The organism is Cellulomonas sp. KRMCY2 (genome assembly GCF_000526515.1).
In the GTDB taxonomy this organism is placed as follows: Bacteria; Actinomycetota; Actinomycetes; order Actinomycetales; family Cellulomonadaceae; genus Actinotalea.
Genome location: NZ_JAGF01000001.1, coordinates 1,032,338 through 1,049,704, shown reverse-complemented (window position 1 = coordinate 1,049,704; position 17,367 = coordinate 1,032,338). Strand labels below are relative to the sequence as shown.

8 protein-coding genes and 2 pseudogenes are annotated in these 17,367 nt (G+C 69.9%); 8 read left to right on the top strand and 2 right to left on the bottom strand.

The features are described 5' to 3' along the window. The first annotated feature begins 4 nt into the window (after positions 1-4). Positions 5-1,078, top strand: a pseudogene (locus K415_RS21440) (ATP-dependent DNA ligase). A 301-nt stretch (positions 1,079-1,379) separates the two neighbouring features. Here the strand turns inward: K415_RS21440 and K415_RS0105095 are convergent. Continuing rightward, positions 1,380-1,736 (bottom strand): annotated as a pseudogene (locus tag K415_RS0105095) (transposase); the annotation flags it as partial. A gap of 445 nt (positions 1,737-2,181) precedes the next feature. On the opposite strand from K415_RS0105095, the gene K415_RS0105090 reads away from it, so the two are divergent. From K415_RS0105090 to K415_RS0105080, 3 genes are all read left to right on the top strand, one after another. Then, positions 2,182-5,517 carry an RHS repeat domain-containing protein gene (locus tag K415_RS0105090; protein ID WP_231494830.1) on the top strand — a complete coding sequence of 1,112 codons (3,336 nt, stop codon included), beginning with the start codon at positions 2,182-2,184 and terminating at the stop codon, positions 5,515-5,517. Between the two features lie 446 nt (positions 5,518-5,963). Further along, a complete protein-coding gene (locus K415_RS0105085; protein WP_024286010.1) occupies positions 5,964-6,350 on the top strand; it encodes a hypothetical protein in 387 nt (128 codons plus the stop codon). A 269-nt stretch (positions 6,351-6,619) separates the two neighbouring features. Next, complete coding sequence (locus K415_RS0105080) at positions 6,620-7,144, top strand: RHS repeat-associated core domain-containing protein (RefSeq protein ID WP_024286009.1); 525 nt, start codon at positions 6,620-6,622, stop codon at positions 7,142-7,144. Positions 7,145-7,875: 731 nt separating this feature from the next. Here the strand turns inward: K415_RS0105080 and K415_RS24890 are convergent. Beyond that, positions 7,876-8,856 (bottom strand): LysE family translocator, encoded by a 981-nt coding sequence (locus K415_RS24890; protein WP_155859372.1) that lies wholly within the window; start codon positions 8,854-8,856, stop codon positions 7,876-7,878. On the opposite strand from K415_RS24890, the gene purL reads away from it, so the two are divergent. The 4 genes from purL (at position 8,746) to K415_RS0105050 (ending at position 17,284) form a co-directional block, all read left to right on the top strand. Further along, positions 8,746-11,181, top strand: coding sequence for a phosphoribosylformylglycinamidine synthase subunit PurL (gene purL, locus K415_RS0105065; protein ID WP_024286008.1), 2,436 nt, complete (start codon positions 8,746-8,748; stop codon positions 11,179-11,181). The two genes, K415_RS24890 and purL, sit on opposite strands and share 111 nt — an antisense overlap. 123 nt (positions 11,182-11,304) lie before the next feature. Continuing rightward, on the top strand, positions 11,305-12,642 hold the full coding sequence (gdhA, locus tag K415_RS0105060; protein ID WP_024286007.1) for an NADP-specific glutamate dehydrogenase: 1,338 nt from the start codon (positions 11,305-11,307) through the stop codon (positions 12,640-12,642). Between the two features lie 33 nt (positions 12,643-12,675). After that, positions 12,676-13,053 (top strand): sterol carrier family protein, encoded by a 378-nt coding sequence (locus K415_RS0105055; protein ID WP_024286006.1) that lies wholly within the window; start codon positions 12,676-12,678, stop codon positions 13,051-13,053. Between the two features lie 178 nt (positions 13,054-13,231). Then, positions 13,232-17,284, top strand: coding sequence for an ExeM/NucH family extracellular endonuclease (locus K415_RS0105050; RefSeq protein ID WP_024286005.1), 4,053 nt, complete (start codon positions 13,232-13,234; stop codon positions 17,282-17,284). Positions 17,285-17,367 lie beyond the last annotated feature (83 nt).

The window sequence follows — 17,367 nt, the reverse complement described above, 5'->3', positions numbered from 1 at the left end:
GTGCATGGACCTCCCCGTGATGCCGCCTGTGGCCCCGATGCTCGCCAAGGCCGTACCCACCATCCCGGACCTGGGCCACACGGAGCCCAAGTGGGACGGCTTCCGAACCATCGTGTTTCGCGACGGCGACGAGGTGGTGCTGGGTAGCAGAAACGAGCGGCCGATGACCCGGTACTTCCCGGAGGTGATCAACGCCATCAAGGAGCAGACTCCGCAGCGGTGTGTGCTCGACGGCGAGATCATCGTCGTCACCGCTGATCGGCTGGACTTCGACGCCCTCCAGCAGCGCGTCCACCCCGCGGCGAGCCGCGTGAAGCTGCTCTCCGAGCAGACCCCAGCAGCCTTCGTCGGCTTCGACCTGTTGGCTGAGGACGACGAGAACCTCATGCGTCGCCCGTTCCGTGAGCGCCGAGCGCGACTCGTTGCCGCCATCGGCGACGCATCCGGACGGGTCTTCCTCACGCCCAGCACACCGGACTTCGCCACCGCGCAGGACTAGTTCACCCGCTTCGAGGGCGCTGGCTTGGATGGCGTGGTGGCGAAGCCGCTCGACAGCCCGTACCAGCCTGACAAGCGCAGCATGTTCAAGATCAAGCACGAACGCACGGCCGACTGCGTGGTCGCTGGCTACCGCCTCCACAAGACGTCAACGCAGAGCAGACCGCTCCTCGGCTCGTTGCTCCTCGGGCTGTACGACAACGGCAGACTCCAGCACATCGGAGTGGCCGCGTCCTTCACCACCGCCAAGCGTGCGGCACTGCTCGACGAACTCCGGCCGTTCGAGAGCGGCACCGACGACCATCCGTGGGCCGACTGGGGCGATCAAGCCATCGCCAACCCGGACCGGATCCCCGGGACGGTGAGCCGGTGGAGCCAGGGCAAGGACCTCTCCTTCACACCACTGCGGCCTGAGCTTGTGGTCGAGGTCGCCTACGACCAGATGCAGGGCAGCCGACTGCGACACACCGCCCGCTTCCGCCGCTGGCGCCTCGACCGCGATCCCTCGTCATGCACCTACGACCAACTCGAAGTGCCTGGCGACTTCCGGCTCTCTGAGATCCTGAACCTCGCACGCTGAGCTCCGGGTTGGTGTGCCTCTTCGCAGGTGTCGGAACCTGGAGCGTCGGTTCCCGTGGATAGCGTTCGAGCGTGGCTAAGGCCGTCCGGGTGCGTGAACTCGGCGCACGGGTATCCCGCAGCGTCGTGGGCCACGCCGACCCGTCGACCGGCCTTAGCCTCGATCTTTCATCGGGCCGGGGTGTGAGGTCCGGAAGCGGCTCGGTAGCCGCTGTGGTTCCTGATTCTGGCCCGCGGGTGTGACAGCGGGCCCGCTGTCGTGCGGGGTGGGCGCGGGTACCGGGCTGGGGTCGTGCTCGAGGTCATGGCGAGGGTGGTGTCCGGTGTTGGCCGGGTGCCAGTGCTCCGAGGCGGTCCAGGCCGCTCAGCGTGAGTGCGGCGAACGGTGATCGGGTGGCCAGGTGCAGGCGGACGCGTCGCCCGGAGGGGGCCAGGGTCGCGGGGATCGTGAAGAGCCGGAACCGCAGGGCCTTGGGCTCCCAGCGGCGAGCCTCGTGCCCGTGCAGGGCGAGCATCTGCATCCAGGCAGTGATCTCGGCGGCCAGCGCAACGACGACGCACCAGATCCGGTTCGCGGCGAAGGAGTGCAGGGGCAGGTTCGCCAGGCCGGTGTCCTTGGCCAGACGGATCCGGTCCTCGCAGCGGGCGCGTCGCCGGTGGCCCCGCTATGAGCGGTCGAGGTCGTGTCGGTGGCGGTCCACGAAGGCGGCCATGCCCGGCACGGTGTAGGCCACTTGCCGACAGCGTCTCGGTTCGAAATGACATCACAGGCACTATCGGGCCTTGGTTCGGCGCCTCGGGTGCGTTGCCCGGCGTCCGCGTTCGCGTTCGTCGAAACGGACATTCCTTGACGATCTTGGGCGTATCGCGGTACTCCTTACATGCCAGCTGACGCTAGGGGGCGCCGGGGGCCGACCTGTGGGGGCCAGGATGCGTGCAGCTCGGTGGGGTCTTGTTGCGCTGGGGACGATCGCGGCGATGGTCGGGACGACGGTCCCGGCGTGGGCGGCGACACCGAGTGTCCCGACAACTCTGGTGTTCGAGCGGCCTGTGTCGCACACACCGGTCCTCGCGGCGACGGTGGCCGATCCTGATGGTGGGGCGGTGACGGCGAAGTTCTTCGCCCGCTCCCCGGGGTCGGGGACGTGGAACTACCTCAACGGCACCACGGTCGCGGCGACGTCGGGGCAGGTCGCTCGCGCGACGCTGCCGGCGTTGAGCGCGGGTTCGACGGTCGAGTGGACGGTCCAGACGTGCGACGCGACGCAGTGCTCGACGTCGGCGCCGGTCAAGACGAGTGTGGTGGCCGGCCTGTTGGGCGCCGGTGGTCGTAAGGGCGCGACGCCGCTGCCGTTCCAGCTCGGTGACCGGGTCCAGGGGCAGGTCGACGTCGGCACCGGCAACCTCTTGGTGGTCGCCGAGGGCCTGGCCGCGCCCGGCGTCAACGGGGACACCCCGGTGGGGATGGCCTACAACTCCCTCGCGCTGGTCGGTCTGGCGTCCCAGGCGGTGACCGCGAACCCGGCGGGCTTTGGGTGGACCCAGACGGTGGGTCTGGGTGTGCGGGTGGAGTCCCAGGCCGACGGGTCGGTCATCTACTGGGGTCCGTCCGGTTTGTCGGGGACCTTCGCTCCGAGCGGTACGGCCGGCGTGTGGGTGCCGCCGGCGGGGTTCACCGCTGACCTGGTGCAGATCACCGGCGGGTGGACGTTGACCGATCACGCCAGCGCGCATAAGCAGACGTTCAACGCTGCGGGCCTGTTGACGTCGATCACCGACCGCAACGGCAACGTCACCACGATCATCTACAACCCCTACGCCGCGACGGTCCCCCTGACGGTTACTGGCAACGCCGGCCCGACGGCCGCGAGGGCCGTCAACGTCGTGCGGAACACCAGCACGGGTCGGATCTCCGGGCTGAACCAGAGCGGGACCGGGTCGGTCTCGCGCGCCGTCGCCTACGGGTATGACGCGGCCGGTGACCTGGTCACGGTCAAGGACGCTCTGAACCGGACGACCACGTTCACCTACTCCGGGCACAAGCTGATCACCGTGGCGGCCCCTGGTGGGGTCACGACGCACTTCACCTATGACTCCCGGGCGCGGGTGACCTCGGTGCGCCAGGTCAACACGACCGCCGGATCCCCCGGGGACACCTGGACCCGCTTCGCCTACCCGAGCGCCACGCAGGTTCTGGTGTCGGACGGCGCCCAGGAGCAGGCCGGGTCTCCGACGACCGGACCGCACACTACGTACACCCTGACCACCGACCAGCGGGTCAGCACCGCGGTGGACGCCGCGGGCCGGACCCGGTCCGCGCAGTACACCCCGAACTTCGACCCGGCTAGCACCACCCAGGGCGCCGGGCCAACCGGTGCGACGACGTCGATGACCTACGGGGCGAACAGCGGTGAGTCCCTGACCCAAGCGGCCGCCCCGACCGGTGCGACGCGGGGCTGGGCCTACACGAACACCGCGGCGGCGACCAAGCACCTGCCGTCCTCGAGCACAGACAGTGCCGGCAGCCAGTCCCTGTTCACCTACAACGGTGCCGGGAACGCGATGACGGCGACCAGCGCCCTGGCCGCTCAGGCGACCTTGACCCGTAACACCGACGGGACGGTCGCGACCGCGACCGGCCCGGGGAACGCGCCGAACGCCACGGGGTACACCTACACCAACGCCCAGGTCACCCAGGTGACCCCGGTGACCGGGTCGAGCCTGGGGGTGCGGAACTTCACCTACGACCCCTACGGGCGCCTGGCGACCGAGACTAACGGGCGGGGGATCACCACGACCTACACCTACGACGTCCTGGACCGGGTCACCGGTACCGACTACTCCGGTACCACCCCCAACCCGGACGTGTCCTACACCTACGACAGCGCGGGTCGGCTCGCGACCCGCACCGACCCCGCTGGGACCACGACGTCGACCTATGACCAGGTCTCCAACCTCCTGACGCGCGTGAACACGTTTGACAACAAGACGATCAGCTACGGCTATGACAAGGCCGCCCGCCTGGCGAAGGTGACCGACGGGCGCGGGAACACGACCTACGCCTACGACACCGCGGGGGCGCTAACAGCGATGGAGTACAACCAGGGCGCCGGGAGGGCCACGACCCGGTTCGCGGTCGATGACAAGGGCCGGCGCACCGACACCTGGATGCAGACCAACACCACCAACACGATCTGGGCCGCGCACTCCCACACCGACTACGACGCCTCGGGGCGGCCCGCCCGGATCATCGGGGAACGCAACGCACCTTCCAGTGGTGGTGGGGCGCCGACCGTGGAGGTCGACCTGACCTACTGCTACGCCGCCAGCTCGACCTACCCCACGTGCTCGACCACCCCGACCAACGACCGGTCGTTCGTGCAGTGGCGGGCGAACAACCTCACCGGCCAGGTCACCACCTACACCTACGACACCGGTGGGCGCCTGACCGGCGCCGCGATGACCGCAGGGACCAAGGCTGACGGCACGACCATCGCGGCGGTCACCTACATCTACACCTACGACGCGCGCGGCAACCGCACCACCGCCTCGACCACCACCGGTGGGGTCACCACCACCCAGACCCGCGCCCACAACCCCGCGAACCAGCTGACCACGGCCGGGTTCACCTACGACGGCGCGGGGAACCTGACGGCCGACCCCACCGCCGGGACCATCACCTACAGCGCCGGCGACCAGATGGCCGCCGTCACCCGCAACGGCACCACCTATGACTACACCTACGCCGGGACCGGCAACAACGAGCTCCTGCGCCACGAAGTCGGGGCCTCCACCTACGCCTACACCTATGGCCGCGAAGCGGCGAACGGGCGCCCGGTCATCGAGCAGGTCCACCTGGGCACCACCCAGTCCGCTTACCTGGACAACGACCCCACCGGTCAACCCATCCAGCTGCGGACCTCCACCGGCCAGGCCCTGCTCTACATCTACGACGGCCTCGGCTCACCCGCCGCCCTGCTGACCTCGTTTGACACCTCCGCGTTCCAGTACTCCTTCGACCCCTACGGCGTCGCCACCCTCGAACAAAGCTCCGGTGGGAACGCCGTCGCCCAAACCCCGTTCCTCTACACCGGCGGCCTGCACGACCGGACCACCGGGTGGATCAAGAACGGCGCCCGCTACTACACCCCAGGCGAAGGCCGCTGGACCCAACACGACACCCTCGACGCACCCCTAGACCCCAACAACGCCAACAGGTACGCCTACGCCGGCTGCAACCCCATCAACTACACCGACCCAACGGGCCGCTCACTCAGCGACTCAACGATCTGCGCGATGCCTGGATACATTACTGGCGGAATATTCACGGTTGGTCTCGCGTTCGCGCCTATATCTGCAGGTGCAAGCATTGGGATAAGCCTCGCCATAATGGGAGCAACGGCCTGGGCCACCGAGATTTCTTGCAGGCACACGCGATGACCCTCAGGCGGAGCGGCCTGATCGCCTACGCTGTTGGCCTCTCGGTCGGCTTTGTTTCTCTCATAGCGGCTGACATGAGGGCTGCAGAACACCTCTTGTGGAGCATGGCACTCGGGGTTGCGTCAGCAGGAGTGGTGGTCGTGGCACTTGTCATCCGTAAGCGAAGAAGGGCTCGCCATGCGTCGGACAGCCACGCCGACGAGAGGCTGGGTCCCACTGCCTAGGAAGAAGTGCCCAGGTGTATTCGGGGCTCAATGCCGAATGCTTCTTGCGAATCTCGCAGAGCGCCGCCGCAGGACACGGCCGGTGCTCGCTGGTGCGTTTCACTGGCGAACCAGTGCTGAGCCTGGTCGCTCGCGGGGACGAGTCAGTAGTCTGGTCGGTGGCTGTGTCTCTGGGGCTATAGCCCAGATCTTGACGACCGCGTTTACGACTAATGACTAGAGGTGGAGACGTTGATGCGAGAGCGGTCAGGTGAGCACGCTGCGGATGGGCGCGCGATCAAGGTGCTCTGGCGGGGACTGGCGAACAGGCGCGTCGCGACGCTGTGGTCGATTGGCGGTATCGTCACGGTGGACACGGAAGGGATCCATTTCGAGCCGAACCGAGTGGAGCGGGCCCTTCGTTCGCGAGGGATGCACATCAGCGCTTCCGACATCGAGTCCTTCGATCTGCGGCCGGGCCTCTTCGACAACGTCTTCGTTGATCTCGCCTCTGGGAAGACGGAACGCTTCAAAGCCACTGAACCGTCCGCAATGTTGGAAGCACTTCGAACGCTAGGTGCGGGGGGAGCCCGTCGCAGCAGTAGATCCCATGGCGACGACCTCGCGTGAGCTCCAGCCTAGGTTCGGCGCCCGGCTGCGCTGCGTCTGAGTGTTGAGAGGAAAGAGATCACCGTGATTCGAATCGGCTTGTCACTGGTCACGCTACTCGCAGGAATCGGCTTGCTGATATTTGCGAGCAATGCCGGATCGGTTGGAGCGGCGAGCATGCTTATCGTCGCCGGTCTGGGCAACGCACTCTGGGCAATCATTGTTTTGCGACGAACGAGGCTCGACCGTCCGGCTTAGGCGGAACAGTGCGAGGAAAGCGGGACACCGGATTGCGCTGCGGTACGTGCAAAACAGCCACGCACCTACCCGGCGCTCTCCGATCACCCGCCGCCCTCCTGACCTCCTTCGACACCTCCGCGTTCCAGTACTCCTTCGACCCCTACGGCGTCGCCACCCTCGAACAAAGCTCCGGTGGGAACGCCGTCGCCCAAACCCCGTTCCTCTACACCGGCGGCCTGCACGACCGGACCACCGGGTGGATCAAGAACGGCGCCCGCTACTACACCCCAGGCGAAGGCCGCTGGACCCAACACGACACCCTCGACGCACCCCTAGACCCCAACAACGCCAACAGGTACGCCTACGCCGGCTGCAACCCCATCAACTACACCGACCCGACAGGCGAGAACGCGTGCAGCCTCGCCGCGACGATCGCCGGCGTCGTTCACACCACGATCTGGGCAACAGCCGCGTCGGCGGCCTTCACGGGCGGGACCAGCCTCGCAGTTGGCGCCGGCGTCAGCCTCGTGCTCGGCGTGTTCTGGGGCGCGATATCAGAGTTCGGATGCAACTGATGACTAGGGCACAGAACGACACGGGTACGGCCGTCACCCGATTCGCGTGGATTTCTCTCGTCCTGACGGTGGCTTCACTGGCGGTAGTCGCAGCCCAGATCGCGTCCGGGCACAACGACGCGCGTCCGAACGATCAGTTCAGTCGGGTTTTTCTCGCAGGATGGGTTGCCAATCTAAGTACGGCCGTACTCCACACAATGGTGACTCGTGCGAAGTGGCCGATTGGCGCGCGAGTGCTGGTCTTAGCGTTGAACTGGTTACTAACGGCTGCCCTCATTTTCTGGGCAGCTACCCTACTGTGGCGATGACGGGTGTCCAGACTCTTCGAACATCAAGGATGTCGATCGTGTCTAGAGTTCATCCGAGGCGCCTACGGGCGCCTGGCGATCACGGCCGACCCCACCGCCGGGACCTTCACCTACGGCGCCGGTGACCCGCACCCCAGAAGGACAGGTCGGGACGAAGGCGCCCCTCGCGGTGGTCAGGGTTCAGGTGAGTCACGCCCGGGGCCGGGCGACCGATGGCAGCCTGCCAGCCAGTCCCAGACCAGCCGCCAGCGAGACCCACAGAGGTTCAGTGAAGGAACCCGTCCCACTTGGGCTCGTAGTGCTGGTCGGGCGGGATCTGCGACACCGCCTTGGCGAGCATCGGCGCGACGGGTGGCATGACCGGGAGATCCATCGCCCCAGTGTGGAGCCGAGCGGCCGATGGCGCACGCGCCGGTCACGACGTCAGGCGAGCCGTCGTGCCGCCAGGGTGACCGCGCCCAGGGTGGCGTAGACGACGGCGGACACCCGGTCCAGCACGACCATCCGCAGCCGGGGCACCAGGCGACGCAGGCCGTCGCCGCCGATCACCCAGAGCCAGTCCAGCGCGCAGGCCATGGCGACGAAGACCATGCCGAGCGTGAGCATCTGTGCCCACACGGGGCCGGCGTCCGGCCGGACGAACTGGGGGAGCAGGGCGAGGAAGAACAGGGCGGTCTTGGGGTTGAGCGTCCCGACGACCGCGCCGGCGCGGACGGTTCGGAGCCACGGGTGCCGGCCAGGGTCCGCGGGCACGGCCAGGTCGGCCAGGTCGGGCGGTCCGGACGGCTCGCCCAGCGCGCCGACAGTCCCCGGTGTCCGGGCCCGCCAGGCGCGCACCGCGAGCCAGAGCAGCCACGCCGCGCCCGCAACCTTGACCGCCGTGAACGCCGTCGCGCTCGTCGCCAGGACCGCCGAGACACCGAGGGATGCCGCGACGACGTGCACCGTGTTGCCCACCTCGATCCCGACCGTCGCCGCCAGACCGGCCGACCGGCCCGGCGAAGCGTCGTGGTGAGGATGAAGCCGACGGCCGGCCCGGGGCGGCGACCAGGGCGAGGCTCGCGGCGGCGAACAGCAGCAGCGTCTGCCGCTCGACCATCGTGGCTCCCCTCGCAGCGCCGGCGCGTCCTCGGTGCTGCGATCATCCTGCGCGGCCGGCCCGGGTGTCGATCCGGTCGGCGGGCCGGGTGCTCCGGTGCGGAGCGGGCCGCATCCGGCGTGCGAGACGCGGACGGTCCGACCGGCCGACGCGGGTAGCCTGAGGCGTCCCCTTGGGCCTCCGGTAGGGAATCGATGACCACCGCATCCGACAGTGCCGACCGTGCCGACCGTGCCGACAGCGCCGACCGTCCTGACACCGCCGACGCCGCCCGCCCCGGCGGGCTCCCCGACACCGTCGAGCACGCGGCCGCGACGCCGCAGACGGCCCTGCCGTACGCCGAGCTGGGCCTGAAGACCGACGAGTACCTGCGCATCGTCGACCTCCTCGGCCGGCGTCCCACGGCTGCCGAGCTCGCCATGTACTCGGTGATGTGGTCCGAGCACTGCTCGTACAAGTCCTCCAAGGTGCACCTGCGCCAGTTCGGCGAGAAGGTCAGCCCTGCCATGCGCGAGCACCTGCTCGTCGGCATCGGGGAGAACGCCGGTGTCGTGGACATCGGCGACGGCTGGGCGGTGACGTTCAAGGTCGAGAGCCACAACCACCCCAGCTTCGTCGAGCCCTACCAGGGGGCGGCGACGGGTGTCGGCGGCATCGTCCGCGACATCATCTCGATGGGCGCCCGCCCGGTCGCGGTCATGGACCAGCTGCGGTTCGGGGCGGTCGACCACCCGGACACCGCGCGCGTCGTGCACGGTGTCGTCTCCGGCGTCGGCGGCTACGGCAACTGCCTCGGCCTGCCGAACATCGGCGGCGAGCTCGTCTTCGACGCCGCCTACCAGGGCAACCCCCTGGTCAACGCCCTGTGCGTCGGCGTCCTGCGGCACGAGGACATCCACCTGGCCAACGCCTCAGGGGTGGGCAACCTGGTGGTGCTGTTCGGCGCCCGCACCGGCGGGGACGGCATCGGCGGCGCCTCGATCCTGGCCAGCGAGACGTTCGACGAGACCAAGCCGTCGAAGCGACCGAGCGTCCAGGTCGGCGACCCGTTCATGGAGAAGGTGCTCATCGAGTGCTGCCTCGAGCTCTACGCGGCGCGCGTCGTCGAGGGCATCCAGGACCTCGGTGCAGCCGGCATCTCGTGTGCGACCTCGGAGCTGGCGAGCAACGGTGAGGGCGGCATGCACGTCGACCTCGAGAAGGTCCTGCTGCGCGACCCCTCGCTCACCGCGGGCGAGATCCTCATGTCGGAGTCCCAGGAACGCATGATGGGGATCGTCACGCCGGCGAACCTCGACGCCTTCCTGGCGATCACCGACAAGTGGGACGTCGAGACGGCGGTGATCGGCGAGGTCACCGGGACCGGCCGCCTGACCATCGACCACCACGGTCACCGCATCGTCGACGTCGAGCCCCGCTCGGTCGCGCACGACGGCCCCGTCTACCACCGGCCCTACGCCCGCCCGGCCTGGATGGACGCGCTGCAGGCCGACACGACCAGCGGAGCCGACGGCGCGGCTCGCTACCCGCGGCCGGCCACCGCCGCCGAGCTGCGCGCGACGCTGCTGCGCCTGGTCGCCTCGCCCAACCTGGCGAGCAAGGCGTGGGTCACCGACCAGTACGACCGGTTCGTGCAGGGCAACACGGCGCTCGCGCAGCCGGACGACTCCGGGGTGGTCCGGGTGGACGAGGAGAGCGGCCTCGGTGTGGCCCTGTCCACCGACGCCAACGGCCGCTACGCCAAGCTCGACCCGTACGTCGGTGCGCAGCTCGCGCTCGCCGAGGCGTACCGCAACGTGGCCACCGTGGGCGCCCGCCCGCTCGCCGTGACCGACTGCCTCAACTTCGGCTCGCCCGAGGACCCGGACGCGATGTGGCAGCTGGTCCAGGCGATCACGGGTCTCGCCGACGCCTGTCTCGAGCTCGGCATCCCGGTGACCGGCGGCAACGTCTCGCTCTACAACGGCACGGGGGAGCCCGGGACGATCGACTCCTCGATCCACCCGACCCCGGTCGTCGGGGTGCTCGGCGTGCTCGACGACGTCGGCCGGGCCACCCCGTCCGGCTGGCGGGTACCCGGCCAGGCCGTCTACCTGCTGGGCACCACGCGGCCTGAGCTGGACGGCTCGGCGTGGGCCGACGTCGTGCACTCCCATCTCGGCGGCCGCCCGCCGGTGGTGGACCTCGCCGCGGAGCGCACCCTCGCGGCCATCCTGGTCAACGCCTCACGCGACGGCCTCGTCGATGCCGCGCACGACGTGTCCGAGGGCGGGCTCGCCCTGGCGCTGGTCGAGTCCTGCCTGCGCTACGGGACGGGTGTGCGGGTGTGGCTCGCCGAGCTGTGCGAGCGTGACGGCGTGACCCCGTTCGAGGCGCTCTTCTCGGAGTCGACCGCGCGGGCGATCGTCGCCGTGCCGCGCACCGAGGAGGTCCGGTTCGTCGACATGTGCACGGCCAGGGGCATCCCCGTGCTGCGCATCGGCGTGACCGATGACACGGCGGACTCGCGTGACGGAGTCAGCTCCGCAAATGACCAAGGACCCACGCTCGACGTGCAGGACCTCTTCACGATGTCCTTGGTGGATCTCGACCAGGCCCACCACGGAGCCCTGCCCGCGATCTTCGGCTGATCGCCGGAAGGCGACGGCGAGCGGGTCGCTGGAACGACGCACACGACACTGCCCGTCACAGGCCCGAGGCATCGGCGTGCCCCCGGCCGCGACGGCGGGAAGGGCACTCCGATGGACCACGCGATGGACAGCGCGCTCGAGCCCGTCTTCGCCCAGGTGCTGCGACGCAACCCCGGCGAGGTGGAGTTCCACCAGGCGGTGCGCGAGGTCTTCGACACCCTCGCGCCCGTCATCCGCAGGCATCCGCAGTACGGCGACGCGGCCATCCTGGAGCGCATCTGCGAGCCGGAGCGACAGATCATCTTCCGGGTCCCGTGGGTCGACGACACCGGCCGGGTCCGGATCAACCGCGGGTTCCGGGTCGAGTACAACTCCGCGCTCGGCCCGTTCAAGGGCGGCCTGCGCTTCCACCCGTCGGTCTACCTCGGCATCATCAAGTTCCTCGGCTTCGAGCAGGTGTTCAAGAACGCCCTCACCGGGATGCCGATCGGTGGCGGCAAGGGCGGCTCGGACTTCGACCCCCGCGGTCGCTCGGACGGCGAGGTGATGCGCTTCTGCCAGTCGTTCATGACCGAGCTGTACCGGCACCTGGGCGAGTACACCGACGTCCCCGCCGGCGACATCGGCGTCGGCGGCCGGGAGATCGGCTACCTCTTCGGCCAGTACAAGCGGATCACCAACCGCTACGAGTCGGGCGTGCTCACGGGCAAGGGCACCGGCTGGGGCGGGTCGCTGGTCCGCACCGAGGCCACCGGGTACGGCACGGTGCTGTTCGCCCAGGAGATGCTCGGGACGCGCGGCCTGTCGTTCGAGGGTCTGCGGGTCTCCGTCTCCGGGGCGGGCAACGTCGCGATCTACGCGATCGAGAAGGCCCAGGCGCTGGGTGCGAACGTCGTCGCGTTCTCCGACTCGTCGGCGTACGTGGTCGACGAGGGCGGCGTCGACCTCGCCCTGCTCAAGGAGATCAAGGAGGTCCGGCGTGGCCGCGCTGCGGACTACGCCGCGCAGCGCCCCGGCGCGCGGGTGGTCACCGGAGGCAGCATCTGGGACGTCCCGGTCGGCGTCGCCCTGCCGTGCGCGACCCAGAACGAGCTGACCGGTGACGACGCCAAGGTGCTGCTGAGCAACGGCGTGGTGGCCGTGGCCGAGGGCGCCAACATGCCGACGACGCCCGACGCCGCCGCGCTCTTCCAGGAGGCCGGGGTGCTCTTCGCGCCCGGCAAGGCGGCGAACGCCGGTGGCGTGGCGACGTCGGCCCTCGAGATGCAGCAGAACGCCTCGCGTGACTCGTGGAGCTTCGAGGACACCGAGGCGCGGCTGGCGCGCATCATGTCCGGGATCCACGCCGCCTGCGCCGGGACGGCCGAGGAGTACGGCGCTCCGGGCAACTACGTCCTCGGCGCGAACATCGCCGGGTTCCGCCGGGTCGCCGACGCGATGCTCGCGTTCGGCGTGGTCTGAGCCGAAGCGCACAGGCGTGGTTGGCTTGTCCGCATGCCACCGCGTCGCCGGACCGACCCCGGACAGGGGCGCGCCGCGTTGAGGGCGTGGCGCGCAGATCCGGCGGCCGCGACCCGCGACGTCGTGCGCACGGCGGTGCGGTTCACCCTCGAGGAGCTCGCCTCCGTGGCGCCGGGCAACGCCGTCGAGGTGCGGGTCCCGCCGGACGGCGCCGTGCAGGCCGTCCCGGGCCCCCGGCACACCCGCGGAACCCCGCCCAATGTCGTCGAGACGGATCCGGCGACCTGGCTCGAGCTCGTCACCGGAGCGCTGACGTGGGCCGACGCGGTCGCCGGCGCGCGACTGCGTGCCTCGGGCGAGCGGGCCGACCTGGCGGCCTGGCTCCCGCTCCAGGCGGCCCGGGACCGCTGACCACGGGGTGTCCACCAGATGGACGGTCCGCTCAGCCGGTGAACATCCGCTGTCGAGGCCGTGACCGATGTCACATCGGGCCTGGTGAATTCACCCGCGACCGGTCTACGGTTCGGCACGTCAGGGCGCTATAAGCGTCTCCCCGTCGTGCACACATGACCCCTGGAGGTCCGCCACGATGCACACCATCCGGCGCAGCAACCCGCGCCACGTCTCCCTCACGGCAATCAGCGCCCTGTGCCTGGTTGCCGTTCTCGTCCCGCCCGCCGCGGCCGCGGACGAGGCCACGCTCCTGGCGGCGACCCACACCATCGCCGAGGTGCAGGGAGCCGGTGCGGCCACCACGATCCCCGGCACGACGGTGACCGTCGAGGGCGTCGTCACAGCCGACCACCGCACGGGCGGGTACAAGGGCATCTACGTCCAGACGGCCGGCTCGGGTGGCGTGACCGACGCGACCCCCGGGGCCTCGGACGGCGTCTTCGTGTACCTCAACGCCCGGACCACCGCCGCCCAGCTCGGCGACCTGGTCAGCGTGACGGGCGTCGCGGCGGAGTACTTCGGGCTGACCCAGATCAACGCGAGCGGCGCAGCCGACCTGGTCCAGGTCGTCGGCACCGGTACGGTGCCGGCCGCCGTCGCACTGCCGGACACCCTGCTGGGCGCAGATCGCGAGCAGTACGAGGGCATGCTCGTCGCCCCGCAGGGCGAGTACCTCGTGGCCTCCACCCACGAGGTGGACCGCTACGGCACGGTGTGGCTCACGACCGGGCCGGCGCTGCCCGTCAAGAGCACCGAGCTGGCCCCGGCCGGGGCGGAGGCCGACGCGATCGCCGCGCAGAACGCCGCCCGCCGGCTGCTTCTCGACGACGGCAAGAACGCTCAGGTCACGGGTGCGACCCAGCCGTACCTGACGGCCGGTGACCCGGTACGGACCGGGGACGCCGCCGTCCTCGACGGCCTGCCGTACGTCCTGCACTACGGCTTCGACGAGTGGCGGCTGCAGCCGATCACGCCGATCGACGCGACCACCGCGGCCGGCGCCAAGGCGTCCTTCACCGAGCGCAACGCCCGGACGACGGCCCCGGCCGACGTCCTGGGCGACGCCGACGGCCTCGTCGTCGCGGCCTTCAACGTGCTCAACTACTTCACCACGTTCAGCAGCGTCGACGCCGACGCCCGTGGCGCGGTGGACCAGGCGCAGTTCGACCTGCAGAAGCCCAAGATCCTTGCGGCCATCACGGCGCTCGACGCGGACGTCGTCACCCTGATGGAGATCGAGAACTCGGTGCACTTCGGCGACGGGACACCCGATGTCGCCCTCGCCGACCTCGTCGCCGGGCTCAACGGCCAGGCCGGATCGGACGTGTGGGCCTACGCGCCGACACCGGCGGCCCTCGTCGGGGCCGCAGCGCCGGCCACCGATGTGATCATGAACGCGATCATCTACCGGACCGACGCGGTGACCCCGGTCGGCGAGAGCACCGCGGACGTCGACGAGACGGTCTGGGACATCGCGCGCGAGCCGATCGCCCAGACGTTCGCCACTGTCGCCGGCGACGGCAACGAGTTCACCGTGGTCGCGAACCACTTCAAGTCCAAGGGCGGCACCGGGACGGAGCCGGCCGACGGGCAGGGCTTCTTCAACGCCGAGCGGGTCGAGCAGGCGGGCGCGGTCGTCGACTTCGTGGCCGAGCTCCAGGCGTCGACCGGCGTCGAGGACGTCGCCGTCATGGGCGACCTGAACTCCTACAGCCACGAGGACCCGATCGGGGTCTTCGCGCAGGCCGGGTTCGTCGACCTGGTCGCCACCCACGCGGCCGGCCAGTACACGTACACGTTCGACGGTGAGCTCGGGTCCCTCGACCACGCGCTCGCGACGCCGTCGTTCGCCGCCCGGGTGATCGGCGCGGACGTGTGGGAGATCAACTCCCCGGAGTGGTTCGGCTACCAGTACTACGGCTCCTTCCCGCAGGCCGAGGCCGGTACCGTCTACCGGTCCTCCGACCACGACCCGATCCTGTTCGGCCTCGCGGACGTCGTCGAGCCGACGGTCACGATCGACCTGCTCGGCATCAACGACTTCCACGGGCGGATCAAGCCCAACGGTGTCGAGGCCGGCGCGGCGGTCATGGCCGGAGCGGTCAACGCCTTCCGTGCCGCGAACCCGAACACGGTGTTCCTCTCGGCCGGCGACAACATCGGGGCCTCGACCTTCGAGTCCTTCGTCGCGCAGGACCAGCCGACCATCGACGCCCTCAATGCGGCGGGCCTCCAGGTCTCCGCGGTGGGCAACCACGAGCTCGACCAGGGCCGGGTGGACCTCGACGACCGGGTGATCCCCGCCGTCGACTTCCCCTACCTCGCAGCCAACCTCTACGACCGGGCCACCGGTGAGCCTGCGTACGACGAGTACTGGGTCACCGACGTGGACGGGGTCGACGTCGGCTTCGTCGGCGCCGTCACCGAGGCACTGCCGTCGCTCGTGACGCCTGCCGGCATCGCGAGCCTCGAGGTCCGGCCGCTGGTGACCGAGGTGAACCGCGTCACCGCAGAGCTCAGCGACGGTGACGCGACCAACGGCGAGGCCGACGTGATCGTCGTCCTCGTGCACGAGGGCCCGGCCACCTCGGCCATCGCCGACTCGACAGGTGACTCGGTGTTCGGCCAGATCGTGGCCGGGCTCGACGCCCAGGTGGACGTCGTCTACTCCGGGCACACCCACCAGGCGTTCATCCACCAGATCCCGGTGGTGGGCTGGGCCGACGGCCTGACCCGGCCCGTGGTGCAGAGCGGCCAGTACGGCACCAACCTCGCGCACGTCAGCCTCACGGTCGACACCGCATCCGGCGACGTCGTGGCGAACTCGGCCGAGCTGGTCCCGCTGGCCCCTGGCGGTGCGGCGGCCTTCCCGGCCGACCCGGCCGTCAAGGCCATCGTCGACGCAGCCGTCGCCGATGCCGCAGTGCTCGGCCGGGTGTCGCTCGGCTCGATCACCGCAGCCCTGCTCCGGTCGTACCAGGCCGACGGGGTGACCGAGAACCGGGGCGGGGAGTCGACCCTCGGCAACCTCGTGGCCGATGCGCAGCTGTGGGCTGCCGGAGACCTCGGGGCGCAGATCGCCTTCATGAACCCGGGCGGCATGCGAGCCAACCTCGCCTACGCCTCGACCGGCGCGGACGACCCGGACGGGAACGTGACCTTCAAGGAGGCGGCGGACGTCCAGCCCTTCGCCAACACGTTGGTCACCATGACGCTCACCGGCGACCAGGTGGCGCAGGTGCTCGAGGAGCAGTGGCAGCCCACCGGGGCCCAGCGACCCTTCCTCAAGCTCGGCGTCGCCGGCCTGACGTACACCTACGACCCGACCGCCGCAGCAGGCGACCGGATCACCCGGGTGCTCGTCGGTGGTACGCCGATCGACCCGGCCGGGTCGTACACGGTGGTCGTGAACTCGTTCCTCGCCTCGGGTGGCGACAACTTCGCGACCCTCGCGCTGGGGACCGGGAAGGCCGACTCGGGCCGGATCGACCTGCAGGCCTTCGTCGACTACTTCGCGGCGAAGACCCCGATCAGCCCCGACCTGACCCAGCGGTCCGTCGGTGTCCACCTGGACACCCCGGCCGGTGGCTACCTGCCGGGTGCGACGGTGACCGCGAACCTGTCCTCGTTGGTCTTCAGCCGGATGGCGGTCCAGCCGGCTGAGGTGACCCTGTCGATCGACGGCACGCCGGTCGGGACCTTCCCGATCGACCCCGCGATCGTCGACACGACCGACGAGCAGGGGCGTGCGACGGCGACCTTCGCGGTCCCCGCCGACGCGACCGGCGAGACCCTCGAGGTGGTCGCCACGGTGGCGGGGACGGGCACGACGGCGTCCTTCATGCTGCCGCTCGCGGCCGCTCCCGTGCCGGCCTGTGCGGTCACCTACGACGCCTTCCGGCTGTGGCCGGTCACGCTGCTCGGTGCGGTCACGGTGACCAACACCAGCGCCGAGGCCGTGCAGGGCTGGCAGCTGCAGTGGCAGTTCACCAAGGGTGAGAAGGCCAAGCTGGGCCTCGGCGCCGGCATCCGCCAGCGCGGAGCGACAGTGACGGCGACCAGCACGCGCTGGAACGCCACGATCCAGCCCGGCGAGGACGTCTCGTTCGTCTTCCTCGGCACGGCGCCGCGAGGGTTCGCGACCCCGAGCAGCTTCACGCTCAACGGGCAGGAGTGCTCGATCGGCTGACGCCGGATGCCGGGCCCGGCGGCCGACACGGTCGCTGGGCCCGGCATCTGCCCGGAGTCGGCCCGTCCATCTCCCGGGCACCT